Origin of the sequence: Desulfosarcina alkanivorans (assembly GCF_009688945.1) — a bacterium.
Classification (GTDB): Bacteria; Desulfobacterota; Desulfobacteria; order Desulfobacterales; family Desulfosarcinaceae; genus Desulfosarcina; species Desulfosarcina alkanivorans.
The window spans coordinates 785,732-812,654 of the sequence record NZ_AP021874.1; the positions used below are offsets into that span (position 1 = coordinate 785,732).

At 57.8% G+C, this 26,923-nt stretch carries 23 protein-coding genes; 10 read left to right on the forward strand and 13 right to left on the reverse strand.

Annotation, left to right across the window (positions count from 1 at the left end):
- Nucleotides 1-1,413 (forward strand): flagellar hook-associated protein FlgK, encoded by a 1,413-nt coding sequence (flgK, locus tag DSCA_RS03550; RefSeq protein WP_155315120.1) that lies wholly within the window; start codon nt 1-3, stop codon nt 1,411-1,413.
- A 20-nt stretch (nt 1,414-1,433) separates the two neighbouring features.
- On the forward strand, nt 1,434-2,309 hold the full coding sequence (gene flgL / locus DSCA_RS03555) for a flagellar hook-associated protein FlgL (RefSeq protein WP_155315121.1): 876 nt from the start codon (nt 1,434-1,436) through the stop codon (nt 2,307-2,309).
- A 1-nt stretch (nt 2,310) separates the two neighbouring features.
- Here the strand turns inward: flgL and DSCA_RS03560 are convergent, their stop codons facing one another.
- From DSCA_RS03560 to DSCA_RS03570, 3 genes are read right to left on the reverse strand one after another with little or no spacing between them, the layout of a single operon-like run.
- Nucleotides 2,311-3,063: a flagellar motor protein MotB gene (locus DSCA_RS03560; protein ID WP_155315122.1), complete on the reverse strand. Its 753-nt coding sequence runs from the start codon at nt 3,061-3,063 to the stop codon at nt 2,311-2,313.
- Between the two features lie 14 nt (nt 3,064-3,077).
- Nucleotides 3,078-3,854: a MotA/TolQ/ExbB proton channel family protein gene (locus DSCA_RS03565; RefSeq protein ID WP_155315123.1), complete on the reverse strand. Its 777-nt coding sequence runs from the start codon at nt 3,852-3,854 to the stop codon at nt 3,078-3,080.
- Nucleotides 3,855-5,027: a response regulator gene (locus DSCA_RS03570; RefSeq protein WP_155315124.1), complete on the reverse strand. Its 1,173-nt coding sequence runs from the start codon at nt 5,025-5,027 to the stop codon at nt 3,855-3,857.
- A 356-nt stretch (nt 5,028-5,383) separates the two neighbouring features.
- On the opposite strand from DSCA_RS03570, the gene DSCA_RS03575 reads away from it, so the two are divergent.
- Together DSCA_RS03575 and kdsB are read left to right on the forward strand one after the other, a co-directional pair.
- On the forward strand, nt 5,384-5,716 hold the full coding sequence (locus DSCA_RS03575) for a histidine triad nucleotide-binding protein (RefSeq protein ID WP_155315125.1): 333 nt from the start codon (nt 5,384-5,386) through the stop codon (nt 5,714-5,716).
- Between the two features lie 35 nt (nt 5,717-5,751).
- Nucleotides 5,752-6,519: a 3-deoxy-manno-octulosonate cytidylyltransferase gene (gene kdsB, locus DSCA_RS03580; RefSeq protein ID WP_155315126.1), complete on the forward strand. Its 768-nt coding sequence runs from the start codon at nt 5,752-5,754 to the stop codon at nt 6,517-6,519.
- Nucleotides 6,520-6,556: 37 nt separating this feature from the next.
- Here the strand turns inward: kdsB and DSCA_RS03585 are convergent, their stop codons facing one another.
- Together DSCA_RS03585 and guaA are read right to left on the reverse strand one after the other, a co-directional pair.
- Nucleotides 6,557-7,414, reverse strand: coding sequence for a hypothetical protein (locus DSCA_RS03585; protein ID WP_155315127.1), 858 nt, complete (start codon nt 7,412-7,414; stop codon nt 6,557-6,559).
- A 7-nt stretch (nt 7,415-7,421) separates the two neighbouring features.
- Nucleotides 7,422-8,951, reverse strand: coding sequence for a glutamine-hydrolyzing GMP synthase (gene guaA, locus DSCA_RS03590; protein WP_155315128.1), 1,530 nt, complete (start codon nt 8,949-8,951; stop codon nt 7,422-7,424).
- Between the two features lie 80 nt (nt 8,952-9,031).
- On the opposite strand from guaA, the gene mltF reads away from it, so the two are divergent.
- The 3 genes from mltF to efp all read left to right on the forward strand — a co-directional run bounded on the left by mltF (nt 9,032) and on the right by efp (nt 12,255).
- The gene (gene mltF, locus DSCA_RS03595; RefSeq protein ID WP_155315129.1) at nt 9,032-10,699 is read left to right on the forward strand and encodes a membrane-bound lytic murein transglycosylase MltF; all 1,668 of its coding nucleotides are present in this window, start codon (nt 9,032-9,034) and stop codon (nt 10,697-10,699) included.
- Between the two features lie 119 nt (nt 10,700-10,818).
- On the forward strand, nt 10,819-11,586 hold the full coding sequence (locus tag DSCA_RS03600; RefSeq protein WP_167527585.1) for a phosphoribosylanthranilate isomerase: 768 nt from the start codon (nt 10,819-10,821) through the stop codon (nt 11,584-11,586).
- Between the two features lie 108 nt (nt 11,587-11,694).
- Nucleotides 11,695-12,255: an elongation factor P gene (efp, locus tag DSCA_RS03605; protein ID WP_155315131.1), complete on the forward strand. Its 561-nt coding sequence runs from the start codon at nt 11,695-11,697 to the stop codon at nt 12,253-12,255.
- A gap of 60 nt (nt 12,256-12,315) precedes the next feature.
- On the opposite strand, the gene DSCA_RS03610 is transcribed toward efp, so the two are convergent.
- Nucleotides 12,316-13,050 carry a DUF3047 domain-containing protein gene (locus tag DSCA_RS03610; protein ID WP_167527586.1) on the reverse strand — a complete coding sequence of 245 codons (735 nt, stop codon included), beginning with the start codon at nt 13,048-13,050 and terminating at the stop codon, nt 12,316-12,318.
- Nucleotides 13,051-13,218: 168 nt separating this feature from the next.
- On the reverse strand, nt 13,219-14,457 hold the full coding sequence (locus DSCA_RS03615) for a hemolysin family protein (protein WP_231716367.1): 1,239 nt from the start codon (nt 14,455-14,457) through the stop codon (nt 13,219-13,221).
- Nucleotides 14,458-14,821: 364 nt separating this feature from the next.
- On the opposite strand from DSCA_RS03615, the gene DSCA_RS03620 reads away from it, so the two are divergent.
- Nucleotides 14,822-17,710, forward strand: coding sequence for a DEAD/DEAH box helicase (locus tag DSCA_RS03620; protein WP_155315133.1), 2,889 nt, complete (start codon nt 14,822-14,824; stop codon nt 17,708-17,710).
- Nucleotides 17,711-17,869: 159 nt separating this feature from the next.
- Here DSCA_RS03620 and DSCA_RS03625 read toward each other — a convergent pair whose 3' ends face one another.
- The 3 genes from DSCA_RS03625 to DSCA_RS03635 form a co-directional block, all read right to left on the reverse strand.
- Entirely contained in the window at nt 17,870-18,526 is a 657-nt protein-coding gene (locus DSCA_RS03625) for a lysoplasmalogenase (RefSeq protein ID WP_155315134.1), read from the reverse strand.
- A gap of 344 nt (nt 18,527-18,870) precedes the next feature.
- Nucleotides 18,871-19,569, reverse strand: coding sequence for a 7-cyano-7-deazaguanine synthase QueC (gene queC, locus DSCA_RS03630; RefSeq protein WP_155315135.1), 699 nt, complete (start codon nt 19,567-19,569; stop codon nt 18,871-18,873).
- A 64-nt stretch (nt 19,570-19,633) separates the two neighbouring features.
- Nucleotides 19,634-20,278, reverse strand: coding sequence for a radical SAM protein (locus tag DSCA_RS03635; RefSeq protein ID WP_155315136.1), 645 nt, complete (start codon nt 20,276-20,278; stop codon nt 19,634-19,636).
- Nucleotides 20,279-20,389: 111 nt separating this feature from the next.
- On the opposite strand from DSCA_RS03635, the gene manA reads away from it, so the two are divergent.
- Nucleotides 20,390-21,604 (forward strand): mannose-6-phosphate isomerase, class I, encoded by a 1,215-nt coding sequence (gene manA / locus DSCA_RS03640; RefSeq protein WP_155315137.1) that lies wholly within the window; start codon nt 20,390-20,392, stop codon nt 21,602-21,604.
- Here the strand turns inward: manA and DSCA_RS03645 are convergent.
- Both DSCA_RS03645 and DSCA_RS03650 read right to left on the reverse strand, forming a co-directional pair.
- Complete coding sequence (locus tag DSCA_RS03645; RefSeq protein ID WP_155315138.1) at nt 21,598-21,813, reverse strand: hypothetical protein; 216 nt, start codon at nt 21,811-21,813, stop codon at nt 21,598-21,600. The two genes, manA and DSCA_RS03645, sit on opposite strands and share 7 nt — an antisense overlap.
- 29 nt (nt 21,814-21,842) lie before the next feature.
- On the reverse strand, nt 21,843-23,195 hold the full coding sequence (locus tag DSCA_RS03650; RefSeq protein WP_155315139.1) for a hypothetical protein: 1,353 nt from the start codon (nt 23,193-23,195) through the stop codon (nt 21,843-21,845).
- Nucleotides 23,196-23,494: 299 nt separating this feature from the next.
- Between DSCA_RS03650 and DSCA_RS03655 the strand changes: the two genes are divergently transcribed.
- Nucleotides 23,495-24,106 carry a hypothetical protein gene (locus DSCA_RS03655; RefSeq protein ID WP_155315140.1) on the forward strand — a complete coding sequence of 204 codons (612 nt, stop codon included), beginning with the start codon at nt 23,495-23,497 and terminating at the stop codon, nt 24,104-24,106.
- A 6-nt stretch (nt 24,107-24,112) separates the two neighbouring features.
- Here the strand turns inward: DSCA_RS03655 and acnA are convergent, their stop codons facing one another.
- On the reverse strand, nt 24,113-26,857 hold the full coding sequence (acnA, locus tag DSCA_RS03660) for an aconitate hydratase AcnA (protein WP_155315141.1): 2,745 nt from the start codon (nt 26,855-26,857) through the stop codon (nt 24,113-24,115).
- Nucleotides 26,858-26,923 lie beyond the last annotated feature (66 nt).

Here is a 26,923-nt window from a genome sequence, read left to right on the forward strand (position 1 = left end):
ATGGCCAACATGATATACGGCATGCTCAACGTTGCCCAGACCGCGCTGCTGACGCAGCAGAAAGCGTTGGACATCACGGCCAACAACATTGCCAATGTGAATACCGAAGGCTACTCCAGGCAGCGGCTCAACATGGAGCAAAACGAACCCGTTCGTTATGAGGGCGGAACCCTGAGCACCGGCGTGCGTGCCAACCGGACCATCCAGCGGATATACGACCGCTTCCTGGCCGCCCAGATGGAAGCGGCGGCGTCACAGGAGGGGCGGTGGCAGGCCCAGCAGGAGACCCTGGAAAAAGCCGAACTGATGTTCGACGATGCTTCGGGCTATGGGTTGAACGGCGCCATGAATGAATTCTGGAATTCCTGGCAGGAACTGGCCAACAATCCGTCAGGATATACGGAGCGGGCAGCGCTGCTGGCCAATTCCGAAAACCTGACCCTGGTATTCAATAAATTGTCCAGGGACCTGACCCAGGTCCAGTCGGACAGCGATGCCAGTATCAAAGGGGCGGTGGATGATATCAACACCCTGACCGGCGAAATTGCGGAACTGAACCTGAAAATTGCCGAAGTTGAAGCCGGAAACGAACACAGTGCCAACGATTTCAGGGATCAGCGCGATATGAAGCTCAAGACGCTTTCCGGTTTGATCGATGTAAACAGTTTCGAGGATGCCGACGGGTTTTTGACCGTTGTCAGCACCAACGGGCACACGCTTGTGGACCGGACCAGTTCGTGGGACCTGACCACCGGAACGAATGCCGACGGGTTTGAGGATGTTTTCTGGGAGAGCAGCAGCGGGACCCTGGACAATATCACCGATGATATTTCAACCGGAAAACTCAAGGGCTGGATAGAATCCAGGGATACGATTATTCCGGATTATCTGACCCGTCTGGACGATATGGCCGTTGCCATGGCCACCGCGGTAAACAGCCAGCACAACAGCGGCCTTGACCTCAACGGGGATGCCGGTCTGGATTTTTTCTCGCCCTTTACCGGTGCGGCGGACATTACGGTCAATGGTGCGATTGCCGGCGATACCAACCTGATTGCTGCGGCGATGAACGGTCCGACGGTTTTTGAGAACCCCCCCGGCGGCAACAGCAATGCCATTGCCATGGCAGAAATCCAGAACCAGTTGCTGATGAGCGGGAACAGTGCCACCATCGATGATTCCTACAGCGGCCTGGTCAGTGACGTGGGCCGGCTGGTTTCACAGGCCAGTGTCAATGCGGACCATCAATCCACGGTGTCGCTGCAGTTGGCCACCTACCGGGAAGAGGTGTCCGGTGTCTCCATGGATGAAGAAATGGTCAACATGGTCCAGTTCCAAAGCGCCTACACGGCGGCCGCCAAACTGGTGTCCGCCGTCGACGAAATGCTCCAGACGCTTGTCGCCATGGTATAACAATCGAATGGGAGTCCAGGATGAGAATCAGTAACCGGATTATGGCAGACCACATAAAGGCCAACCTGTCCAAACAGAGCAGCCAACTCATGAAAACGCAACTGAAGCTGGCTTCCGGAAAAGAGATCAACAAACCTTCCGACGATCCCGTAGGGATGGGCAAGGTGCTCGATTATCGAACGACATTGTCGACCATCGATCAGTACCGCGACAATATTCTGGATGCTAAAACCAGAGTGGAATTCACCGAAGCCATTCTCGATCAGGCCCAGGATATGATCCGCCAGGCCAAGAATATTGCCTCCAACCCGGATACGGAAAGCAAGGTCGCATTGGCCCAGGAAATCGATAATATCCGCGAGCAGGTGCTGGGGCTGGCCAACTCCAAATATGGAACCAATTATATCTTTTCAGGCCATGTGACCGATACGGCCCCGTTTGATACGGCTGCACCCTATGCCTACAATGGAGACAACGGCAGCCACCAGGTCATCGTGGGGGAGGGGATCACGATTCCGATCGAAACCGACGGTGAACAGATATTCATCGAGGGGGCGGACAATCTTTTCGCGGTGCTCGACAGCCTGGAATCGACCTTGCTCGCCGACCCGTTCGACCGGACGGCGGTCCAGGCCCATGTGGATCCGTTAACCCGCATTGACGATCAGATTCAGCTGGTGCGCAGCAACCTGTCTTTCGACTACCTGCGCCTGGAGAGAACCGAGACGTTCTGGTACAATATGAGCAATTCCGTCGAAACCATGCGCGCCGACGTCGAAGACGTTGATATCACCAAAACCGCTATCGACATGCAGGTCCAGCAGACGGCCTACGAAGTTCTTCTGGCGACTTCAGCAAGCGTCATTCAACCCACCCTGGTGGATTTTCTCGGATAGATCATTTCGAACGGGACATGTCAGGGCGGCGGGGAAGGGTGCCGACGACGATTTCCACGCGCCGGTTCTTGCGCCGGCCCTCCGCCGTGAGATTGTCAGCGATGGGGCGGAATTCGCCAAACCCCATGGTGGCGACCCGTTTGGGGTCGATGGCAGACTGGTCCAGCAGGAACTGTGCGACGGTGGCGGCGCGGGCGATGGACAGCTTGAGATTGGATTGGAACGGGCCGCCCCTGACGGGAACGTCGTCCGTGTGGCCGGCAATGACGATATCGCCAGCGGTTTCGCTCGTTAAAATCTGGCCGATCCGGAGGATCAAGGGCTTGAGTTCGGTCTTGATTTCGGCTTTTCCCGAGTCGAATGTGCTCTCTCCCATCATGCGGATGACGACCCGATTGTTTCCGGCTTCGATTTCGATGTCGTTTTCTATCCGTCCGTAGAGTTCATCGAAGTTTTCTTCCAGTTCCCTGCCGATAAACTCCTTTACCCGTGTGGCGATGGCTTCCTGATCAAAGTCCTTGGCGATCATTTTCAGGCCATGGCGGGGTGATTCAGAAACATTTTTTTTGCGTTGCATGCCGAACGCTTTTTCCATGGAGCCGGCCACCTGTTTATATTTCTGACGATCGATTTCGGAGAAAGAGAGCAGCAGCACGAAGAAACAGAGCAGCAGGCTCATCAGGTCGCCGAAGGTGCACATCCACATGGGGGCGCCTTTTACACATGGGGGACATTCCTGTACATCGTTACTCATCGGTCACCTGCCAGTTACTCGGGATTGCCGTTTTCAGCCTCAGCCTGCTGCCGTTCCTTGGGCGAGAGGAAAATTTTGAGGGACTCTTCCAGTACCATGGGGGACACGCCACGGTTGATGGCAATGGCGGCCTCCACGATGATGCTTTTGTTCAGGCGTTCCTGCTCGCTTCTCAATGCCAGCTTGTCGGCAATGGGCAGGGCGATCAGGTTGGCGATGACCGCACCGTAAAGGGTGGTCAGCAGGGCCACCGCCATGGACGGTCCGATGCTGGCCGGATCCGACATGGAGGAAAGCATCTGGACCAGGCCGATCAGGGTGCCGACCATGCCGAATGCCGGAGCGGAATCGCCCATCCCTTTAAAAACATTCTGGCCGGTGGCATGCCGCTGCCCCATCAGGCGAATATCCTTTTGGAGCATGTCGGCGATGAGTCCTTCGTCATAACCGTCGGACAGATATCGCAGGGCCTTGACGGAAAAGGGATCGGTCGGTGTCTCCTTCTCCAGGGCGATGAGCCCCTCTTTTTTGGCAATGCGCGTGAATTCAACCATCTCGCTGATGATGTTTTCCGGTGATTCCATTTTTGCCAGAAAGGCCTTCATGGCCACACCGATGGAGCCGATGACATCAGCCATGGTGAATTTGATGAAGGTGGCCGCCAGGGTCCCGCCGACAACGATCAACAGGCCGGGGATGTTGATGAAAACCAGCGCGCTGCCGCCGATGACAATGGAGACCAGAATCAGTGCGCTGCCGCTGACCAGGCCTATGATCGTTGCAAGATCCATTTATTCCCTCACGGACGATTTGCGTATCAGCACTTTGTCGGTGATGGTGCCGATGGTATGGTACTGTCTGAGTTTCTCGATACCGTAGTCGTCGAGTGCCGTGCCGGCCGCCATGACAAAGGCACCGGTCTTCATGCGGACGTTGGCCGCCAGCACCATGCCGGCCGTCAATTCATCCAGCGATCGTTCCTCATCCGTCTGCCTGGCAAGGTCATGCTGCCGGGCCACATTGACCTCCAGCAGCAGCGCCACCACCTGGGGTGACAGCAGGTACCCGTTGATTCGCTGCAGCCGTTCAGGGATGTCATCAAGGGCGATCTTTCCCCTGTGGATCATGTTGTCGTAAATGGATGCCGCCGATATCAGCTGCGCCCCGACGGGAATGTCATCGCCGGCCAAGCCGTCGGGAAATCCTTTGCCATTGATCTGTTCGTGGTGCATCCCCACCAGGAGGGCTGCCGGTTTCATGATTTCTATTTCACCGAGAATGCGTGCCCCCATGGCGGCGTGGGATTGGTACAGCTGCCGTTCGTCATTGATCATTTCCGTGCGGCTTTTGTTCAGGATGCCCTTGGGGATGCCTACCATGCCGATATCGTGGAGGAGGGCGGCCGTTTCGATGACCGGGATTTCGGCATCACCGACGCCGGGGTGCCGACGGGCCAGTTCGACGGCCAGTTGTGCCGTGCGCCGGCAGTGTCCGCCCAGGTCATCGTCAACCACTTCCATCAGCTGTGAGAACATGCGGATGGTCTGGACGTGGTTGGCGGTGATGATCTCGATTTTTCGGTTGAGCATCCGTTCCAGGTTGACGATGCGGACACCGATTTCGATTCTGGCGCGAAGGGCGTCCAGGTCGATGGGCTTGGTGATGTAGTCATCCACACCGCTTTCCAGGCCGCGGACGATATCCGCCTGCGAATCCTGGGCACTGATCAATATCAGATAGATGTATCCGGAATCCTGCCGGTCTCGAATTCGGCGGCACAGTTCAAGGCCGTCCAGTTCCGGCATCATCCAGTCGCTGACCACCACATCGATGGGGGTGCTGCAGATGGTTTTCCAGGCGGATTGGCCATCGGCCGCCCGATGAATCGTATGGCCCCATGCACCTGCCCGTTCACACAGAAGTTTCAGGGTTACTGGATCGTCGTCGGCTATCAGGATGTTCATGGTATGGCCGTTTCAGTTAACACGTTCGCTCTGGATGATCGTTGAAAGTTCTCTCGATCACCTGTGAATTGCCGTGCCGGTGGGGTCCCCGGCGGCATTGCCGGCAATTCCCTTTGATGTAAGTTCATATCGGCAGACCCATTTAAAACTTAAATAATGAATTTCCAGTATTTTAATCCCTTCGGGAGCACGGCGGCGAACCTTGGTCGGGACGAATCCCCGGTGGGAATTGTCTTCTTGACAAGGATGTCGCCGAACCGGTAGGAACAGACGATTCCGAAACGATTTGCCAGCCATCCGATTCCGTCCATCCGCATGCCATGAAACGCGTTGGAGAACACACAGGAGAGCCTGCCATGGAAATAGATTGCCTTTTCTGCAAAATTGCCAACGGCCAGACGGCTACCGATTTTCTTTTCGAGAACGACAAGCTGGTGGTTTTCAGGGACATCAATCCCCACGCCCCCGTGCACCTGCTGATCGTTCCCAAACGGCATATCCGCAGCATCAACGATCTGACCGAGGGGGACAATGCCATTTTGGCGGAAATGATCACCACCGCCAGACGAATGGCGAAAAAGGAGCGTGTCGACGCTTCCGGATACAAGCTGCTTTTTAATGTGGAAAAAGGGGGGGGGCAGGTGATTTTTCATCTGCACCTGCACCTGATCGGTGGATGGAAAAAATGAGGCTTTGTTCAAGGTAAGCGAAAAAGGAAATTCCGATGCAAGTTGTGGTGATCATTCCATCGCGATACGGGTCCAGTCGATTTGATGGCAAACCCCTGGCGACCATTTGCGGAAAACCGATGATCCAGTGGGTGTATCAACAGGCCACGAAGGCCGATTGTGTCGCTTCCGTACATGTGGCTACCGATGACCCAAGAATCCGGGACGCGGTCCGCGGCTTCGGCGGAAACGTCGTCATGACGTCGTCGCAGTGCCGTTCCGGTACGGATCGGGTGGCTGAAGCGGCCCAGCGGCTACGCCTGGAGATGACGGATGTCGTGGTCAACATCCAGGGTGACCAGCCGATGGTGGATCCGAGATGCTTTGACGCCGTGGTCAAGCCTTTTTACGAGGACCCGTCGATCAAGATGAGCACGCTGGCCTTTGCCATTGTGGACGAACGCGAGATTACCGATCCCAAGGATGTAAAGGTTACCTTCGACAACAACAGTGACGCCCTTTACTTCTCCAGGGCGACCATTCCTTTCGGACGGGACGGGGGGGGCGGATACGACGTCTACAAGCACCTGGGGGTCTATGCCTATACCCATGAATTCCTGAACTGCTTCCGGTCTCTTGCGCCCGGGAGGCTCGAGGAGATCGAAAAACTCGAGCAGCTTCGCGCCATGGAGCACGGGCATCGCATCCGGGTGGTTGTCACGCCCTATGATTCTCCCGAGGTTGACCTGCCCATCGATATTGCCCGTGTCGAGGAAAAGATGAGGGCCATGGGAGCGTGCGGGAAATCCGATCGAAACGCTTGAAAAAAATTAAAATATGAGGCAGTCGCGGTGCCTTCTGCTACTCAATCGTCTGCTCTTCGATGCCTGTAGAACCGGTATTGCCGGCCGGCGGGGGGGGGGAGACCGATGCAGTTGGCACGGGGGATGACGCCTGACCCGCCTGATCATTCAGTCGCTGATTCAATGCGTCAACCTGCTTGCGCATGGCGGTCAGTTTTTTCTCCACCTCGCGGATTTTCTCCTTGACCATCTCCTGAAGGCCCAGCCGCTCCAACCCCAAAGCCAGATTCATGGATTCCCGGCTCATTTTTTCCGACTCCAGCTGCCGGGATTTTTTTTCGATCGCCGCCAGTCGGCCCTGGTCCTTTTTCAAACCATCCGCCATGAGTTGAACCTGGGTCGCCAGTTCATCGTCGAACTTGTCGAAGGCGGTGTTCAGGTCCGCCATGTCCTTTTGCAGGGCGGCAATGGCGGCATCCGTTTTTTGGGTCACCGCCTTAATGGCGGACCGGTCCGCCTTGTCATCGGCGATCCGGTTGAACGCGGCGGTCGATTTCTGCAGGTTGACCTGCAGGGCGGCGGTGGCCTTTTTCAGCTCGTTGGTATTCTCCGCAAGCCGGGCGTCGAGTTTCGCCTGTTTGAGAGAAAGGTTGGAAAAACGGGACTCCAGGTCCTTGGAGAGGTTCTGGACTCCCATGGACCCGGTGTTTTGGGTGTTGATGACCCGGTTCTTGATATCCAGGTACGCCACGGCCAGGACAATCACCAGCAGGCAGGGGATCAAAACCGCCACGAGTGTAATCCGGGTGCTCAATTTCTCGATACGCAAATTTTCCGCATCCGCCATGTACATGGATTCCGGCTCCGCGTCCCCGCTGCGTATCGTGAACCGGGAGTTATCGTCTTTTTCGATCATCGTCTGCCTATTCCCATTCAATGGTGCTTGGCGGCTTGGAACTGATATCGTATACGACGCGGTTGACACCCCGCACTTCGTTGATGATCCGGTTGGAAATGTTTCCCAGAAGCTTGTGGGGAAGCCTGGCCCAGTCTGCGGTCATGGCGTCCTTGCTCGTCACCGCCCGAATGGCGACGATGTTTTCATAGGTCCTGCCGTCTCCCATGATGCCCACGCTCTTGATAGGCAGCAAAACAGCAAAAGACTGCCAGAGTTTACGGTAGTAACCGGAGGCGCGAATCTCTTCCTGAAGCACTGCATCCACTTCACGCAGCACTTCCAGACGTTTTTTGGTGATTTCGCCGATGACCCGTATGGCCAGACCCGGCCCCGGAAATGGCTGCCGCCACACCAGATCATCGTCGAGGCCCAATGTCCTGCCCAGCTTTCGCACCTCATCCTTAAACAGATACTTTAAGGGTTCCACCAGCTTGAGCTTCATTTTTTTAGGCAGGCCGCCGACATTGTGATGGGATTTAATGACCGACGTGGGGCCCCCGAAGGCTGATTGGGATTCAATGATATCCGGATAGAGGGTTCCCTGGGCCAGAAAATCGGCGTCTTTTATTTTCAGTGCTTCGGCCTCGAAAACGTCCATGAATTCCTTGCCGATGATTTTGCGTTTGCGCTCCGGGTCGGACACCTTGGACAGGGCCTTGATGAATCGCGTGGCGGACTTGACAAAACGGATATTGATTTTCAGGTGGCTTTTGAGCTTCCGCTTCAGCTGGTCGGCCTCGTTTTTTCGCAGCAGGCCGTTGTCCACGAAGATACAGGTGAGGTTTGTGCCGATGGCCCGGTGGATCAGAAGTGCGGTCACCGATGAGTCCACCCCGCCGGAGAGGCCCAGGATCACTTTCTTGTCCCCCACGGTCTCGCGGATCTGTTCGACGGTATCCCGGGCAAAGGATTTCATGGTCCACGACGGTTTACAGCCGCAGATGTCAAAGAGATAATTACGGATTATTTTGCGCCCTTTGGCGGTGTGTTCCACTTCCGGATGAAATTGAACCCCAAAGAATTTTTTACGGGTGCTGGCCATGGCGGCCACTTTGGTATTGGCGGTTGAGGCACTGATGGTAAACCCTTTGGGGAGGGTCTCGATGGAATCCCCATGGCTCATCCAGGTGACCGTTTCTTTACCGATACCGGCAAAAAGGCCTTTTTGCTGCCTGGCGGTCAGCGCGGCAAACCCGTACTCGCGTTTGCTGGCCTGTTTGACTTTGCCGCCCAGGGTATCCACCATGAAGTGCATTCCGTAACAGATGCCCAGTATCGGAATGCCCAGCTTGAAGATGCCGGCATCTACCCGGGGGCTGTTTTTTTCATAGATACTCGACGGCCCCCCGGACAGGATGATGCCTTCGGGCGACCAGGCGCGGATCTGCTCAGCCGTAACGGTCGGGGGTTCTATCTGACAGTATACGCGGCACTCGCGCACCCGACGGGCGATTAGCTGATTGAACTGGGAGCCGAAATCAATGATGACAATCATGGGTATTCTCCAGGGTAAAACGTCGCAAATATTCTATAATTCAACAATTTAAACAATTTTCGGGGTCATAACACTATCGGGTGAAAAAGGCAACCGGACGAAACGCCGGCCGTGACCCGGGATCGGGAGAAGAAATCAAGGAGGACTCCCGGGAACTGACCGGCATCCGGTCCAGGCTGTGGATAAAGGGGTGTCGGGTTGAAAAATATTGCATCAGCGACTATAACCGTTGCCGGCTCGATTTCAATGGGTTTCCCGGTGTGACGACAGGAACGCCTGACCCGGGGGCAACATGGCGGCAACAGGACCTGAATCCGGTTTCTCTGACTATGCACGAAGGCAAGTTCGACATAAGGTGGTTATTCGCGATCGTGGTGGGCGTTTTCCTGGTGCTGTCCGGCTGCGACGGGCAACTGACCCAAAACGACCTGGAAGCGCTTCAATCCCGGGGCGAATTGGTGCTGATCACCCGCAATAACTCGGCCTGCTATTACGAAGGGCCCCATGGTCCCGCCGGTTTTGAGCATGATCTGGCCAAGGCATTTGCCGATCAACTCGGTGTAACCCTTCGCATACGGATAATCGAAGAGGAAGCGGACATGATTGCCGCCCTCAGGTCCGGAGTGGGGGATATCATTGCCGCCGGCATCCCCTTTGGCGGGCAGACGGCCTCGCTGCTGTCATTGGGGCCGGGATACCTGGAGGTCGAACAACTGGTGGTCGGACGTCGCGGCGGACCGGACATCTCCAGCGAGAAAGCCCTTGAAGCCTATACCCTCTGGATGACCGGCAGCAGTGCCCGTATTGAATTCCTGGAATCATTACGCCGGACATTGCCAGGGGTGAGCTGGAAAATCCTGAACGAATACAGCGCTGAAGACTTACTCCAGATGGTCTGGAACCGATCACTGCCCCTGACGCTGGTGGACTCCAACATCATGTCCATGAACCATCATTATTATCCCGAACTGACCGTTCTGTTGTCCCTGGGATCCCCCCGGCAGCTGAAATGGGCCGCGGACCCTCGAAATCGCCAGCTCAGGCAGGCCATCAATGGGTGGTTTGACCGTCAATCCACCCGGCAAACGATCAAGGGACTGGTCAATCACTACTACAGCCATCTGGAATCCTTTGATTACGTCGATTTGGCCAGGTACCGCCGGCGGATCAAATCCCGGCTGCCCAAATACCGGGCCTACTTCGAAGCGGCGGCCGGCAAATACGACCTGGACTGGCGTCTGTTGGCGTCGCTGGCCTATCAGGAGTCCCATTGGAACCCCCGGGCAGAGAGCTATACCGGTGTGCGGGGCATCATGATGCTTACCCGCGAAACGGCGGCGGCCATGGGGGTGGAAGACCGGGTGGATGTGGAGAGCGCCATTTTTGCCGGCGCCCGTTACCTGGGGCGTCTGCATCGACAGGTCGGCGAGACGGTTCCCGAGCCAGACCGAACCCTCATGGCACTGGCAGCCTACAACATCGGATTCGGGCACCTCCAGGATGCCAGGATCCTTGCCGGTCGGCTGGGAAAGCCGGAAAACAGCTGGCATGGCGTCCGCTCGGTGCTCCCGCTGCTTCAGCAGAAAAAATATTACCGGACGCTGGCGCATCGATACGCCCGGGGTAACGAAGCCGTCATTTACGTGGATCGCATCCGGACCTACCATAAAATGCTTCAGCCGGCTCTGGACGCCATGGCGCCCGATGTGGCCGGGGAGAGCGAATCCATACTTTTTCCGGGGCTATAGGTGTCCTCCCGGGATGGGCGCCCGGCGATACGATTTGCACAACCGCAATGAATGTGGTAGTGACGGCCACCGGTTGGAGGCGGAACGGTGTTTTTAACCATTGAGGAATGTTCAGGATAATGCCAGGAACCATCGTCCAGATCTATGAGATCCAGACCCCGGATGAAGCCCGCGCCATGATCGGGCTGGGGGTGGATCACATTGGCAGCGTGGTCACGTCGCAACACCGCCGCCACGACCCGGTTCTCCGAGAAACCGTTTCGGTGGTTCGCCAGATGGGCGCTGTCAGCAGCCTGATTCCGCTGTACAAGGACCCGGAGGCCATTTTCGACACCCTGGATTATTACCGGCCGCATATCGTTCATTTTTGTGACGCGCTGAACGACAACGGCGATCATTCGGTCGACGCCGCGCTCGAACTGCAGGCGGCGGTGAGGACCCGTTTCCCGGATATTCGCATCATGCGCTCCATTCCAATCGGGCAAACGGGGGCGGCCATCGGAGAGGCGGTATTGTCGCTTGCCGGCAGGCTGGAACCGCTAAGCGATTTCTTTCTGACCGATACGGTAATCACGGGTGCGCCGGGCGCCGCCGATGCCGATCAGCCGGTAGCCGGTTTCGTCGGGATTACCGGTCTTACATGTGACTGGTCAGTGGCCGCCCGGTTGGTGGAAGTAAGCCGCATTCCGGTGGTTCTTGCCGGAGGCGTGTCACCGGAGAATGTGGCCGACGGCATCCGGCAGGTTCGTCCCTTCGGCGTGGACAGCTGCACGTGCACCAATGCCGTCGATCAGCAATGCCGCCCCATTCGTTTTCAAAAAGACCCGGCACGGGTCGGTGCATTGGTATCGGCGGCGCGCAAGGCCGACGACATCAACCAGGGCTGATTTGCCGATAGTCACATCAGCGGCCATCTCTTGACCGGGATGGCATTGCCGGCTGGATGGAAGCATACTCAGATAAAATGTAACATTCCCAAGGGAGGGGTAAACCCTATGTACGAGAGCAGTGATTTGCGAAAAGGGCTGAAAATAGAGATCGACGGCGATCCCTATGTGGTCGTCCAGTTCGAGTTTGTCAAACCGGGAAAAGGGCAGGCATTGTACAAATGCCGCCTGAAGAACATGATCAGCGGATCGCAGTTCGACAAGACCTACCGGTCCGGTGAGAAATTCAAGGAGGCCAACCTGGAAGAGGTGGAGATGGAATATCTCTACTTCGACGGGAGCGCTTACTGCTTCATGAATTCGGCCAACTATGAACAGGAGTTCCTGTCCGAAGATCAGGTGGGCGACGCCAAACCCCTGCTCAAGGAAAACACCGTCTGCAACGTCCTCATGTTCGAAAAAAAAGCCCTGGCCGTCTCTTTGCCCAATTTCGTCGAACTGACCATCACCGATGCGGAACCCTGGGCAAAAGGGGATACCGCCGCCGGTTCCACCAAGCCGGCCACCCTTGAAACCGGCCACGTGGTCCAGGTCCCCCCCTTTGTCAACGAGGGGGAGAAGATCCGCATCGATACACGAACCGGACAGTATGTGGAGCGGGTAAAGTAAGACCGGAGGTCGGAGAACCGGGAACCAATACACCGATGCTTTTTTATCGGACTTCGGGCATCAGTCCGCCATCTTCCGATGTAATACGATATCCCCATACCAGGCGGTGGCCGATTCCCCCGTATTGTCGGTGTCGCTCATCACGGCGATCCCGGAAATGCGCGGCGGGTCGGTGCCGAAGGCGCGCTCAAAGTCATCGGCAATGTTCCTCCGGGCCGTTCGCCAGCGGTCCAGGTGATCCGGTCCGCTTTCCACCACGATCAATTGCAGGCGGTCGGTATAGGGACTCGGGTGGACCGATCCGACCTCGGCCCGGTTGCCCCACACATAGGCCAGCGCCGCCTCCGGCGGCGTCTGTCCATAGAGCATTTTAATCGCCCCCGTTCTGGCCCGCTGGAAAAAGGAAAGGTGGCCCGGGTCCCGGGCAAACGTGATATATATCCGGGCTGCATAATCATCCCCCGATTTCTGTTTCACATTTCCCTTTGAAATCGTATTGCTGATTTTCCATTCCCAGGTGAGCACCGGACAGTCCGCAGGATCGAGATCCACTTTTTTCACCATGCCGGAAGCGGACGCCCTGCTGTCTGCCCGCAACACCGTTCGGCCGTTGTCTTCGACCAGCGCATAGCGGGTGTGGGAGGTTATTTTGCTGAAGGTCATCGGTTCCCAGCCTGTCAACGGGGCTCCCGGCGCCATCTGTGAAAACCGGCCCACATGGATCGCATGGTCGTCGGCCCCGCCGGCGATCCCCGCGGCCAGGACCATCGTCATCCATAGGAGCCATCGGTTCAACGCGCTATCCTCCATCATATTCCTGGTAAATGACGTGCCCGCAGGCTTTGCAATGGGATGCGTCATCTTTCCGGGCAGAGTGGTGCAGTCGATCAGGTAGAACTGGAGGGCGGCTCTGAAACCCACGTGCCCTGGCGGGTGCTGGACGGGGGGCTTCGGGTGGCGCATCTATCCATCGGCCTGGGCGGCGAGAGCCTGCACCAGGTAACGTTTGATCCGGTTGCCGTCCATCTCTTTGACCACGACCTTGTGGCCGTCGATGGTGAAGGCTTCGTCCTCCTCAGGAATTCTTCCGATTCGGTCAAGTATGTATCCGGAAAAGGTGTCATATTCCTTGGATTCGGGGATATGCATGCCGGTCTTTTCGTTGACTTCATCGATGTCAGATTTGCCGAGCACCATCCATTCTTTCGCTTTTTTGCTGATGATGTGCGGCTCCTCTTTGTCGGTCTCATCACGGATTTCGCCCACCAGTTCCTCGAGGGCGTCTTCAAGGGTGATCAGGCCGGAGACGCCGCCATATTCGTCGACGATGATGGCCATGTGGTTTTTGCGGGCCTTGAACTGGTGGAGCATGCGGTCCAGTTTTTTGTTCTCGGGAACAAAATAGGGCCGGCGCATGATGGTGCGGACATTCACCGGCGTTTCCGACGTGGCCTGGTGCATGAAGATGTCCTTGATGTTTAAAATGCCCACCACGTGGTCGATGTCGCCTTCGATCACCGGAATGCGGGTAAACCCCGATTCGGCGATGGCCTTGAAATCAAGCGGGAGGTCCGCATCCACGACGAACATGTCGGCACGGGGGGTCATGATCTCCGACGTACTGGTGTCGTCCAGTTCAAAAACGTTATGAATCATCTCCCGCTCTTCTTCCTTGATCTCCCCCTGCTCTTCCACCACCTCTACGAACGTGATCAGCTCCTCCTCGGTGGCCGAGGGCGTTTTGCTCATTTTTCCGGTGATGCGGGGAATGAAATTGAGGAACAGGATGATCGGCAAAAAAAGGACGGACATCCAGTAAATGGGGAAAATGGTCAGCTTGGCAATGATGATGTTGTTGCGGGTGGCAAAGGATTTGGGTATCACCTCGCCGAAAACCAGTATGAGGAACGTCATGACCCCGGTGGACAGACCCACGGCGTAATTGGCGGACATGCCGATGGTCAGCGACGTGGCGATGGCCGATGCCGCCACATTGACCACGTTGTTGCCGATCAGGATGGTGGTCAGCAGTTTATGGGGATCGTCCTTCATCCGTTTGATCAACTGATGGGAACGGATGTTGTCTTTGGCCAGATGCCTGGCGCGGGTCTGGCTGATGGAAAACAGGGCCGTCTCTGCGGATGAAAAAAAACCGGAAAGCAGCAGCAGGACAAAAAGCAGGAATAATTGATTCGCCATCATCCGCTGACTCCTGCCCCCGAGATGGGGTCGATCGGAGAATGGCAATGCCGGTGGTTTGAATAAGCGATACTGAAAAAGCGACTAAACGTGCAGTTGCCTGATAACCCGGAATCCGGGCCGGCTAAAAAGGGGTCGTCCAACGTTGCTGCCTTCCTCTTGAAATGGGAATTGATGTCATGCGATAGTGGCCCTTCCCCGGCAAGGGGAGGGGCGCATTTTCGGTGAGAAATCGTCAATTCTTGCCTTAAGGTTAACCGATGCGTACCACAATGGCCGAATGAGCCTAACTATAGCGTATTTTTTCAGTTTTTCAAGAAAATATGCGCATTAAATGTCATCTGCGGCAGATCACGGGTACCCGACCATGAAAAACGGCCATCCGGTCCATGATTACGTCACTGCACTCAAAAACGCCAGAAGTTTCGACGGGCAGGTGGTCTACCACCGGGAATTTGATCCCGCGGCACCGACATTCGGCAAACCGGAGAAAACCTGGCCGGTTTCGATCGGCGATCTTCTCGGATCGATGGGGATTGACCGGCTGTATGCCCACCAGGTCCAGACCATCGACCGGGTACGGGCCGGCATCCACACCGTCGCGGCCACCCGCACGGCATCCGGAAAGACCCTGACGTACGCATTGCCGGTTTTCGAAGCCGTGGTTGATGATGCATCGACCTGCGCGTTGTTCATCTACCCATTGAAGGCCCTTGCCCAGGACCAGCTCAAAGCGATCAACGGCATGTCCGCCCACCTTCCCGGCACCCTTTTCCGGGCGGACATTTACGATGGCGACACCTCGGCCTACCGGCGCAAGAAAATTCGCGACAACCCGCCCCATGTGCTGATGACCAATCCGGAGATGATTCACCTCTCCGTTTTGCCCCATCACGAACGCTGGGCCGACCTGCTCGGACGGTTGCGGTTTGTGGTGGTGGACGAAGTACACACGTACCGGGGCATGTTGGGTTCCCACATGGCCCAGGTCTTCCGCCGTCTGCAACGCATGTGCCGTCATTATGGTCAGTCGCCCACATTCGTTTTCACCTCGGCCACCGTGGCCAACCCTGAAGAACTGGCCGGACAGCTGACCGGATTGCCTGTCGAAACAGTAACGGAGAGCACCGCAGGCGCCGGACGGCGGCATTTAATCCTGATTGAGCCGGTGGACGGTCCGCTGGCGGCGACCATGACCCTGCTCAAATCGGCCCTGAATCGCGGACTTCGTACCATCGTTTACACCCAGTCCCGCAAGCTGGCAGAGCTTCTGGCCATCTGGGCAAAAAACCGGTCCGGACCGTTTGCCGATCGGATCAGTGCCTATCGGGCCGGGTTTCTCCCCGAAGAACGGCGTGAAATCGAATCCAGACTGGCCTCAGGTGAGTTGCTGGCGGTCATCACCACCAGTGCGCTGGAACTGGGGATCGACATCGGCAGCCTGGATCTCTGCCTGCTGGTGGGATATCCCGGATCGATTGTGGCCACCTGGCAGCGCGGCGGCCGGGTGGGGCGCAGCGGGCAGGAGTCGGCGGTCGTGATGGTGGCCGGAGAGGATGCCCTGGATCAGTTTTTTGTCAACAATCCGGAACAGCTGGTGATGCGGCCACCGGAAGCGGCCGTGATCAATCCCTACAACCCCGATGTCCTGTCCCGCCATCTGACCTGCGCCGCAGCCGAACTGCCCCTTGCCGTGGACGATCCCCTGCTGCAGCCGGAAGCGGTGCACGGCTGCCTCCGGCAGCTGTTGGCCGACGGCGCGCTCTATCTGAGCGCCGACGGCACCACTTGCTACTCGCCCATGAAAAATCCGCATCGGCATGTGAATCTGCGGGGGGCGGGTTCCCGTTATACCATCGTCAATGCGTCCGACAACACGCGGCTGGGTGAAATCGACGGGTTCCGGGTATTCCGTGAAACCCATCCCGGCGCCATCTATCTGCACCGGGGAAAATCTTTTCTGGTGGACGCCCTGGAGCCGGAAACCAAAAAGATCCATGTCAGACGCACCCGGGTGAATTTTCACACCCGGGTGCGGTCACACAAAGATACATTGATTCTTGATATAATGGATCAGAAGGCGGTCTACGGCACGAACATGGCGGTCGGCAGACTCCGTGTCACCGAGCAGGTCACCGGCTATGACCGCATTGAGACAAGAACCGGCAAGGTGCTTGAACGGATTCCCCTCGATCTGCCGCCCATGGTATTTGAAACCCAGGGACTCTGGTTCATCGTCCCGGCTGGGTTGACCGCCATGGCGCAGACCGCCCGCGTTCATGTCATGGGCGGGCTGCATGCCCTTGAGCATGCGGCCATCGGTGTTTTTCCACTGCTGGTGCTGGCGGACCGCAACGATCTGGGGGGCATTTCCACACCGTTTCATCCCCAGCTGGAAAGCGCCGGAATTTTTATCTACGACGGATTGCCCGGCGGCGCCGGGATATGCGCCCAGGCCTTTTCCGATGGCCCCGGGCTGCTTGATGCCACCCTGGCGGCCATATCGGGCTGTCCGTGCAAAACCGGCTGTCCCAGTTGCGTCCATTCGCCCAAATGCGGCTCGGGAAACCGACCCATCGACAAGGCGGCGGCCATGTTCTTACTCAGGGCCCTGATTTCCGGCACGACGCCACCGGCGAGACAGGTCATCCACCTGCCGATGGTTGAGGGGAACGCCGACGATGGTGATGAACCTGTTCCTGTTACCGATTCGCCCCGTGAACCCGGCAGCTACGGCGTCCTCGACATCGAGACCCAGCGGTCTGCCCGGGAGGTGGGCGGGTGGCATCACGCCGAACGGATGCGGGTGAGCTGCGTCGTTCTTTATGATTCACGCACGGACGACTATTACGAGTTCGTCGAAGGCCAGGTGCCTGCCCTGCTGGAACACATCCGGCAACTGGACAAGGTGGTCGGTTTCAACATCAAACGTTTCGATTACCGGGTGCTCTCCGCTTACACCGACCTTGATTTCAGGCGGATTCCCACCCTGGACATCCTGGAGAAGGTCAAGGCGCAACTGGGATACCGGCTATCGCTGGACCACCTGGCATCGGTCACCCTCAATACCGGCAAAACCGCAGACGGACTGGATGCTCTGAAGTGGTGGCGGGAGGGGAAGATGGCCAGAATTCTCGAATACTGCCGCTCGGACGTTGCCATTACCCGGGATTTATACCGGTTCGGTCTGGCGCATCGATACCTGCTGTTTAAAAACAAGGCCAAGCAAACCGTGAGGTTACCGGTCGACTGGTAGAAATGGCTCCATAGCGCCGTCTAAGCTTCGCCGACTGCGTTACAGGCCTCCTTAGCCTGCTTACATACTTTTGATTGGCTCCGCTTTTGCGTCGGCCGGTGCCTTGCCGGCGAAGCTGATCCAGCGTTCAGAATCCACTTTTTCCGAAATGCGTTCCGTTCACCCGGGAATCCAGGCGGCGGAAAAGGCCAGCAGAAACTGGGCGGCGTAGTACAGGGGCAGCCCCGCCGCCCGATTCAGGTGGGCGCTGACCACGAATCGCTGGCGGGCCACGAAAAGATCCGACAGGTAGAACAGGATGGCACCGGCAAAAACGGTGCCCCGTGCCGCCCACGGCAGGGTCGATACGCCGAGCATGCCGCATGCCCCGCAGACCATGATGCTGATAATCACGATATAGGCCAGCACGGGAACCGTCATGTCGCCCAGATGGGGCGCCAACCATCGCCAGGTGAAGATGGCCGACAGGAACAACAGGACCATCCCCACCGCCATGGGCGGCCCGGTGGTGCCGACCAGAAAAAAGGCGATGGCGTACATGATGTGCCCCAGAAGGAAGCTGACCAGTCCGGAAAGAAAGGCTTTCCGGGATCCGATGGCCAGGAGGACGTCGCCGCCCAGACAAAACAGCAACGCGAAGAGGACCATGCGGCCAAAGCCCGGGTGCTGAACCGGCTGGATGGTCCAGGCAACGATAAACAACAGCGACAGCGGTGTCTTGAACAGCAGGATCCTTACCGGGTTTTCCGTTTTCTCCGCCTCGATCAGCCCGAACAAAAGCGCCACTGCCAGTGCCAGAATCAAACCGACTGTCATTTTTTTCTCCTCAATGCCTTGGTAAAAAGCTTTTTCAGGCCACACATGCCCATATATCCGAAAGGAACCGAAATGGCGTAAGAGCGGCTTCCAGCCGCGGTCATTCCATTGCATCGCGGATGGAAGCCGCTCTTACGAAAAACGACCCTGTTTGGATTAACGGTTCTTCAGGCGCCAATGGAATGTGGTTTTTGCGGCCCTGTAGATAAAAATAACTTTGTTGTCATATCAGGATGTTAGCGTTTCGCTTGGTGTACATCGCATTTCCGACGGGTCTGTAAAAAAGCCGGGCCCCAGCTGAACACCAGACCGGACTGGAAGCTTGCCCTGATGGCATCGGCAGGTCATGGGGCCGCATAGGGGGTCGGGTCGGGCACCCCGGCAGCGGCAAATCCGTTTTTGCGCAGGATGCACGAATCGCATCTGGCACAGGCCAGTCCCTCTGCCGTCGGGTCATAGCAGCTGTGGGTCATGCCGTAATCCACGCCCAGGTCGGTCCCGGCCCGAATGATCTGGGCTTTGGTCATTTCGATCAGCGGCGCGTGAATGTGAAACCGCCCCTTGCCTTCCACCGCCGTTTTGGTAGCCAGGTTGGCCATGGTTTCGAAGGCCCGGATATATTCCGGACGGCAGTCGGGGTAGCCGCTGTAGTCGACGGCGTTGACACCGATGAAGATGTCCCAGGCCTCCAGCACCTCAGCCCAGGCCAGCGCATAGGAGAGGAAGATCGTGTTTCGCGCCGGTACATAGGTGACGGGGATGGCGTCGGCCATATCCGCTTCCGCCCGGGACTTGGGTACGGCGATGTCGTCGGTCAGGGCCGAGCCGCCGATCGGTTTCAGATCCACCCGGGAGACCAGATGCCGTTTGACTCCCATTGCCGCAGCCACCTTTTCGGCGGCCTGAAGCTCGAAATCATGGCGCTGGCCATAAAAAAAACTGAGGCTGTAGAGCGTGTATCCACGGTTGCGGGCCATGGCCAGCACCGTGGTGGAGTCCAGGCCCCCGCTGGACAGGACGACGGCTTTTTTATTGGGATTCATCGTTGGGGTTCCTCGGGTTGACATGTTGGGTTCACCTGGCGGTATATGAAGGCGATTCAATCGCTTACACCCCGCGTTCCCGGTCGGGCCAGATCAACCGGTGCAATTGAACCTGAAGCCTGGCCCCCAGCCGGGCGTCCAGTATCCATCGGGCCAGTCGATCCGCGGGCAAACGACCGGATACGGGCGAAAACAGAACCCGTTCCGGAGGCAGCGATGCCGGCAGGCGGGATACCATGTGTCGGGCGAAAAGGAAATCCTTTCGGTCGCCGATGACGAACTTTACCTGGTCGTTTGGGGTCAGCCGCTTCAGGTTGGCCGGATCGTTGCTGGCTTCTTCACCGCTGGAGGGGCACTTGATGTCCATGATCCGGCTGCATCGGCGGTCCACCCGGTCGATGTCCAGGGATCCGTTGGTTTCCACCAGCAAGGTGTATCCGGCTTCAAGCAGCGCACCGGCCAGGGCCGGTGTTCCCGACTGGTTCAGGGGTTCCCCGCCGGTGATTTCCACCAGGCTGCAGCCGTATTGCCGCACCCGCTCGACGACAGATGCACGGGACATGGTGCGGCCGTCGTGGAAGGCGTACCGGGTGTCGCAATAGCTGCAGCGCAGGTTGCATCCGGTCAGGCGGACGAACACGCAGGGAAGACCGGCATGTACGGATTCCCCCTGAATGCTGTAAAAGATCTCATTTACCTTGAGGTTCATGGTCGTAACGCCTATATTTATTTATACATGGCCCGCAATTCAGCGGACCATGTATACCAAGAGGCCACCGGTTAGTAAACCTCCCTTTGACGGGAAGATTCAGGATTGATCATGCCCATTTACCGTCTCGAAAATGTTATCCAGCCCTATGCCTGGGGATCGACAACCGCCATTGCCGATCTGCTCGGGCTGCCCGCCCCCTCACTTGAGCCCCAGGCGGAACTGTGGATGGGCACGCATCCCAAAGGCCCGTCTTCCGTGGTTTCGAATGCCGGCCGGATTTCGGTGCAGCAGTTGATCGAGCGAAACCCCCACGACATCCTGGGCCCCGAAACCGCCGTGCGCTTCGGCAATGCCCTGCCGTATCTGTTCAAGGTGCTGGCGGCCGCCCGGCCGCTTTCCATCCAGGCCCATCCCAGCAAGGCCCAGGCAAAAGCGGGGTTCTCAAGGGAGAATCGGGAGGGGAAGCCCCTGGATGCACCGGACCGCAACTATCGGGACGGGAACCACAAGCCGGAAATCATCTGCGCCCTGACCCCATTCTGGGGCCTGAACGGGTTCCGGAGCGCGTCGGCCGCCGTCAAGCTGCTGGCTCCCGTATGTCCCGGGGTTCTCGAGGCAGGGCTTCAGGGGATGACCGCTTCTCGGGAGCAGGGGCTGAAGCCATTTTTCACGGCCATGATGACGCTGTCTGACGGTCAGCGGCGGGCGGCTGCCCTGGAGGTGCTGGACCGGGCAGCGCCCCGGGCGGATTCATCTCCGGTTTACCGGTGGATGCTTGACCTGGCACACGCCTATCCGGCCGATATGGGCATTTTGGGTCCGGCATTGATGAACCTGGTCTGCCTGTCGCCGGGGCAGGCCATGTATCTGCCCGCCGGCCAGCTTCATGCCTACCTGGGTGGTGTGGGGATCGAGCTGATGGCCAATTCGGACAATGTGCTCAGGGGAGGCCTGACTCCCAAGCATGTGGATGTGCCCGAACTGCTCAGGGTGGTCCGTTTTGCAGAAACCCCCGTCAGGATTCTCGAGCCGGTTTCCCTGGGGCCTTGCGAATCCGGCTTCGATTGTCCGGCGGAGGAATTTTCTCTGGGGCGCATTGAGACCACCCGCGACAAGGAATACGTCTCACCTTCAACGAGAAGTGTGGAAATTCTCCTTTGCACCGCCGGCCAGGGCCGGCTCGTCCACGGCGGCCGTGGAGAAAGCCTTTCCGTGAAAAAAGGGGACAGCTTCCTGGTGCCGGCCAGCCTCGGATCCTATTCGGTTCGCGGCAGCGTTACCCTTTACCGGGCAGCGGTGCCCCTGACATCCGGGCATCAATAATTGTCAAGGTTGCGGGCAAATTCGTCGAAACCGGTTTCCAGAAGAAATTTCGAGATCAGGTCCGACAGCGAATCGGCCGTGTCCACCCGATACCGGCCGCGTTCATCTGCACCGGCTTTCTTTTTTGCGTTGGCGACCACCGCTTGGAGGGATGTCGCAGACAGTTCAATATTGACGTGAACCCTGACCATCGGGCTGTTTTCCGGCATGGTTGCACCTCGTCGATTAACGGCTGATTCTATTTAGGCGTTTCAATTTTTACGATTCGGGTAACGGGCAGGCCGCCCATATCATCTTGTTTCGACTGACTGATGCCGGCCTTCGATGAAAGATCTGAAAGCCGGGTGAAAAAGTTCTGGAAAAACTGCCCCTGGCGGTCGACGCCCATCACCATCTGGTCGATGAGTGATTTGGGCAGTTGACCGACGGCATCTTTGGTGATCCAGATTTCCCCCTTTGCGGCGACGGCGGAAAGAAGGGACGATTGGTCGGAAGCACCGCCGGGAATCATGAGTTCCATTGAGCCGGCCGGTTCCGGTGCCGACAGGTCATCCGTTCCGTGGCTGATGCCGACGTTCATGCAGATTTCGTAAGCCCACCCCATTTCCGGCTTTGATTTTTCCTGCAGGGATTGCATACGGTCGTTTAACCGCGTGGCACAGCAGATGGCGCTGAAGATCGGATTCCTTCCGGCATTTTTGGTAAACATATAGAGGAGTTCAGCCCCCTGACCGCCTGCCCGGACGCCGCCGAGGGATTTTGCCGCGCCATCGGCTTCCTCCCCGATCCGATTCATCAATTTGAAAAACACATCGGGGAGCATGCTCTCGGCGATGCGGTGAGACGCGTTCAGCCGTGCTGACAATATGCAGATGGCTTTTTTCTCGTCAGTGGATTCAACAGTCCCGGCGATGGCGTCAGGCTTCCTGTCGCCGGTCGCCATGGGATGCCAGAGATCCTTGCGGATCAGGAAGAGGGTGCCTTCTCCGGAAGCGATGCCAAAAATACGCAGGGGCGGTTCGGTGCCGGCTTCATTTCCCATGAGCATGCAGCTGTCAATCTGAAACGGGTGAACCGCTTCGGTGTCGGATGACCGGATGTCCATGTGGGCGGTGTGTTCTCCAGAGAGAAAAACGGTTCCCGAATCAAAGGTGTCCCGGGGCGTCAGGCGGCGCAGCAGAACGTATACGAATGAAAAAAAGGTCTGCCAGTCACACAGTGCGTCCCTGATGGCAGGCTTGATCAGCAGGCTGAACACATTGGCGGTGGAACCGGATTCACGTTCCCGTGCCAGGGCCCGCGAAAAGGCGTCTGCACCGCCCGGGGCGATCCAGCGAAGGCATAATTCTCTGTCTACGAAGAAAGCGGGTTCGCCGATCTGATCCGATGAAAAGGAGATCGGCCCGAAAGCCGACCCGGTTTTCAGGGACGGACGGTGCCCGGACGCGTCGGGGCCGGCGGGCGTGGATGACGCTGAAGGCGGAGCCGCTCCGGAATCCGGCTGGTCCTCAGAAATAGGCCCGGTGTGCATGTTGAATCGTTGGGCGATTTCGTCCATCGGGTGGCTGGCGGGCGCGTTTTCCTCTGACATGGTGGCTCGTTTCTGTGTGGTGATGGCCGCGTGCAGTCGGGCCCTGTTTTCCGGGTTTTTGGGAAACGAGGCCCTCGGGATCAGGTCAGATGGCACGGTGATTCAGGGAGTCCGCCACCATGCAATCTGACACCCGTTTATCGGGGAAATGGGAAAAATCGTCAAGGAAAAAAGATCCCTCCGGCGGGCCCATTTTTTCAGCGGCATTCGGCATTCCATTGACAATCAACGGCTTATCTCCTAAACCCGGACAGCGACGCATTGCCGTAAATGAAAAACCTCAACGTGCGGTCCTCGAAATGAACGAATACCAGCAGGAGCAGCTCGACGCATTGAAAATGGTCAGGCACGGACTGATGCAGCTCGGCGAGGCCCGGAGAAAAAAACTCATCGAAACGGTGGGTGACTACATGCAGTTCAGGCGGTTGGTGGATGATTTCCTGAACCGCTACTTCAATGAGATCTGTACCCGGACCTGCTACCAGAGCCGGACCAGTGCCTGTTGCGCCAGGGACAGTATCATTACCTTTTTTGCCGATACGGTGATCGACGCCCTGCACGCGACGCCGGCGCAGCTGGATCGACTGGAGACGAAACTGTGCCGGGTGAACGCGGGGCATCGTTGCGTCTATCTGGGAAGCGAAGGCTGTGTCTGGACGGTTCGGCCTGTGGTCTGCGCCATGTTTCTGTGCGACCGTGCCATGGACACCGTATTCAGACGCGCCCCCGAGGCGAAAGGTCTGTGGGCGTCCCTGCGCCGGCAGGAAAAAAAGTTCAAATGGCCGGACCGTCCGGTGCTTTTTGACGACCTGGAAAAGGTGTTCCTCGATATGGGCTGCCAGTCCACGCTCATGCACCTGAATCTGAGTCCGGGACTGCTGCGGGTCAAGAAAAATGCCGGGTTGATGTAATCCGTCCTATTGCGTCATCATCTTGCGAATCACCGCGGGCAGGATCCCGCCGTTTTCGAAATATTCCACATCCACTTCCGTATCCAGGCGGGAAATGGCCGTAAAATTGATTTCACTGCCGTCCGGTTTGACGGCCTTGACCGCCAGTTCCTTTCTGGGCGTCATGCCGGCAATCCCGGAAATGGAAAAGGTTTCCGACCCGTCCAGCCCAAGGCTCTGGGCGTTTTCCCCGTCGGCAAACACCAGCGGAAGCACGCCCATCCCCACCAGGTTGTTGCGGTGGATGCGCTCGTAAGACTGGGCGATGACCGCCCTGATGCCCAGCAGGGCGGTACCTTTGGCGGCCCAGTCCCGAGAGGACCCCGTGCCGTATTCCTTGCCTCCCAGTACAACCAACGGGGTTCCTTCGGCCTTGTAGGCCATGGCCGCGTCGTAGTTGAACATCTCCTCGCCCTCTGGAAATTTCAGGGTGAAACTGCCCTGTTTGGGCGCCACCAGCTGGTTGTTGATACGGATGTTGCCGAAAGTGCCGCGCATCATCACCTCGTGATTGCCCCGGCGGGAGCCGTATGAGTTGAAGTCCTCCTTTGGGACGCCGTTTTCAATCAGGTAGCGCCCGGCCGGATAGTCTTCGGGAATGGCGCCGGCCGGTGATATATGGTCCGTCGTGACCGTGTCCCCGAGGAGCAGAAAAGCTCGCGCACCGCTGATATCCTCCGGTTGCCGGGCGGTCAGTGAGAATCCGTCGAAGTAGGGCGGGTTCTTGATGTAGGTGGAGGCACCGTTCCAGGCGAAGGTCGTGCTCTCGGCGATGTCGAGGGCTTCCCAGAAACGGTCGCCGTCGAAGATGCGTGCATATTCTTTTTCGAAAAATGCCTGTTTGACGTGGGTCCTGACCAGTTCGTCGATCTGGTCCTGTGACGGCCACAGGTCCTCCAGGTAAATGGGCTGCCCGTTGGGGTCGATGCCCACCGGCTCCAGGGTCAGGTCGATGTCCACCCGGCCGGCCAGTGCAAAAATGACCACCAGCATGGGCGATGCCAGGAAATTGGACTTGATGTTCTGGTGGATGCGGGCTTCAAAATTGCGGTTGCCCGACAGCACGGCGGCGACATTCAGGTCGTTTTCCTTGATGGTCTTCTCGATATCGGGGTGCAGCGGGCCGCTGTTGCCGATGCAGGTGGTGCAGCCAAAGGCCGCCAGATGAAACCCCAGGGCATCGAAGTAGGGCACCAGACCGGCAGCTTCCAGATAATCCATGACCACTTTGGACCCCGGGGCCAGGGAGGTTTTTACGAAGGACGGGACTTTAAGGCCCCTTGAAACGGCATTCTTGGCGATCAGGCCGGCTCCCATGAGCACGTGGGGGTTGGAGGTGTTGGTACAGGAGGTGATGGCGGCGATCACGATGTTACCGTCGCCGATTTTCATCGGGCGGCCGTTGAATTCCATGTCGAACTGGCGCCGGGCCACCGGACGGCAACGCCTGGCACGCACTGTCTGACAACCGGATTCATCATGAAATTCAGATATATGCTTGACTTCGGCATCGCGGTCGTATTCGCATCCCAGGATGTCGGCGAAGGATTTTTTGAGTCCGGGCAGGGAGATGCGGTCCTGGGGCCTTGCCGGGCCGGCCAGGGACGGCTGCACGGTCGACAGGTCCAGTTCCACCATCTGGGAAAACTCGGGGTCCGAATCACCGGTGTAAAACATGCCGGTGGCTCTGGTATACGCCTCCACCACCCGGGCACGGTCGGTTCGGCCGGTCAGACGGAGATAGTCGATCGTTTTCTCATCGACCGGGAAAAAACCCAGTGTGGCCCCGTACTCCGGTGTCATGTTGGCGATGGTGGCCCGATCGGTGACCGACAGGCCTTTCATGCCTGAACCGAAGTACTCCACGAATTTTTCGACCACGTTGATCCGGCGCAGCATCTCGGTGATGGTGAGCACCAGGTCGGTGGCGGTGACGCCCTCTTTCAGTCTGCCGGTGAGTTTGACGCCCACCACCTCGGGGATTGACATGTAATAAGGCTGGCCCAGCATGACGGCCTCGGCTTCGATGCCGCCCACGCCCCACCCCATGACGCCGATGCCGTTGATCATGGGGGTATGGGAGTCCGTGCCCACCACGGTGTCCGGGCAGGCGACGGCATTGCCGTTTTCATCCCGGGTGATCACCACCCGGCCGAGGTTTTCCAGGTTGACCTGGTGGCAGATGCCCGAATTGGGGGGGACCACTTTGAAATTGGCAAAACTTTTCTGGGCCCACTTGAGCAGTTCGTAGCGTTCGCCGTTGCGGCTGTATTCCAGGGCCACATTTTTTTCCAGGGCGTCGTCGGTGCCGAAGCAATCCACCTGGATGGAGTGATCCACCACCAGTTCCGTGGGAACCAGAGGGTTGACCCGCGCGGGGTCTTTGCCCAGGGCGGCCACCGCATCGCGCATGGCGGCCAGGTCCACCACCGCCGGCACGCCGGTAAAGTCCTGCATGAGCACCCGTGCCGGGTGGTAGGGGATTTCCACCGGTTCCTCGTAGCGTTTTTGCCAGCGGACGATATTTGCAAGATCTTCTTCCGTGACCACGCGGCCGTCAAACTTGCGCAGCAGGTTCTCCACCAGGATCTTGATGGAGCAGGGCAATCGTTCGATGGATACCCCGGTGTCGGCGGCAAACCGGTTGAAGTCATAAAAGGTATAAGTCTTTCCATCGACGGGCAGTGACTTCGAATAATCGGTGTTTTTCATGGCAAGGTCCTTTTCGGGTTGCTTGGAACTTGAACGTGGTCGAAAGAAAAATGTGACGAATGGCCT

Bases quoted from the DNA above. Each gene is read 5' to 3' on its own strand.
- flgK (WP_155315120.1), top strand. From the start codon at position 1: ATGGCCAACATGATATACGGCATGCTCAACGTTGCCCAGACCGCGCTG.
- flgL (WP_155315121.1), top strand. From the start codon at position 1,434: ATGAGAATCAGTAACCGGATTATGGCAGACCACATAAAGGCCAACCTG.
- DSCA_RS03560 (WP_155315122.1), bottom strand. From the start codon at position 3,063: ATGAGTAACGATGTACAGGAATGTCCCCCATGTGTAAAAGGCGCCCCC.
- DSCA_RS03565 (WP_155315123.1), bottom strand. From the start codon at position 3,854: ATGGATCTTGCAACGATCATAGGCCTGGTCAGCGGCAGCGCACTGATT.
- DSCA_RS03570 (WP_155315124.1), bottom strand. From the start codon at position 5,027: ATGAACATCCTGATAGCCGACGACGATCCAGTAACCCTGAAACTTCTG.
- DSCA_RS03575 (WP_155315125.1), top strand. From the start codon at position 5,384: ATGGAAATAGATTGCCTTTTCTGCAAAATTGCCAACGGCCAGACGGCT.
- kdsB (WP_155315126.1), top strand. From the start codon at position 5,752: ATGCAAGTTGTGGTGATCATTCCATCGCGATACGGGTCCAGTCGATTT.
- DSCA_RS03585 (WP_155315127.1), bottom strand. From the start codon at position 7,414: ATGATCGAAAAAGACGATAACTCCCGGTTCACGATACGCAGCGGGGAC.
- guaA (WP_155315128.1), bottom strand. From the start codon at position 8,951: ATGATTGTCATCATTGATTTCGGCTCCCAGTTCAATCAGCTAATCGCC.
- DSCA_RS03600 (WP_167527585.1), top strand. From the start codon at position 10,819: ATGCCAGGAACCATCGTCCAGATCTATGAGATCCAGACCCCGGATGAA.
- efp (WP_155315131.1), top strand. From the start codon at position 11,695: ATGTACGAGAGCAGTGATTTGCGAAAAGGGCTGAAAATAGAGATCGAC.
- DSCA_RS03615 (WP_231716367.1), bottom strand. From the start codon at position 14,457: ATGATGGCGAATCAATTATTCCTGCTTTTTGTCCTGCTGCTGCTTTCC.
- DSCA_RS03620 (WP_155315133.1), top strand. From the start codon at position 14,822: ATGAAAAACGGCCATCCGGTCCATGATTACGTCACTGCACTCAAAAAC.
- DSCA_RS03625 (WP_155315134.1), bottom strand. From the start codon at position 18,526: ATGACAGTCGGTTTGATTCTGGCACTGGCAGTGGCGCTTTTGTTCGGG.
- queC (WP_155315135.1), bottom strand. From the start codon at position 19,569: ATGAATCCCAATAAAAAAGCCGTCGTCCTGTCCAGCGGGGGCCTGGAC.
- DSCA_RS03635 (WP_155315136.1), bottom strand. From the start codon at position 20,278: ATGAACCTCAAGGTAAATGAGATCTTTTACAGCATTCAGGGGGAATCC.
- manA (WP_155315137.1), top strand. From the start codon at position 20,390: ATGCCCATTTACCGTCTCGAAAATGTTATCCAGCCCTATGCCTGGGGA.
- DSCA_RS03645 (WP_155315138.1), bottom strand. From the start codon at position 21,813: ATGCCGGAAAACAGCCCGATGGTCAGGGTTCACGTCAATATTGAACTG.
- DSCA_RS03650 (WP_155315139.1), bottom strand. From the start codon at position 23,195: ATGTCAGAGGAAAACGCGCCCGCCAGCCACCCGATGGACGAAATCGCC.
- DSCA_RS03655 (WP_155315140.1), top strand. From the start codon at position 23,495: ATGAACGAATACCAGCAGGAGCAGCTCGACGCATTGAAAATGGTCAGG.
- acnA (WP_155315141.1), bottom strand. From the start codon at position 26,857: ATGAAAAACACCGATTATTCGAAGTCACTGCCCGTCGATGGAAAGACT.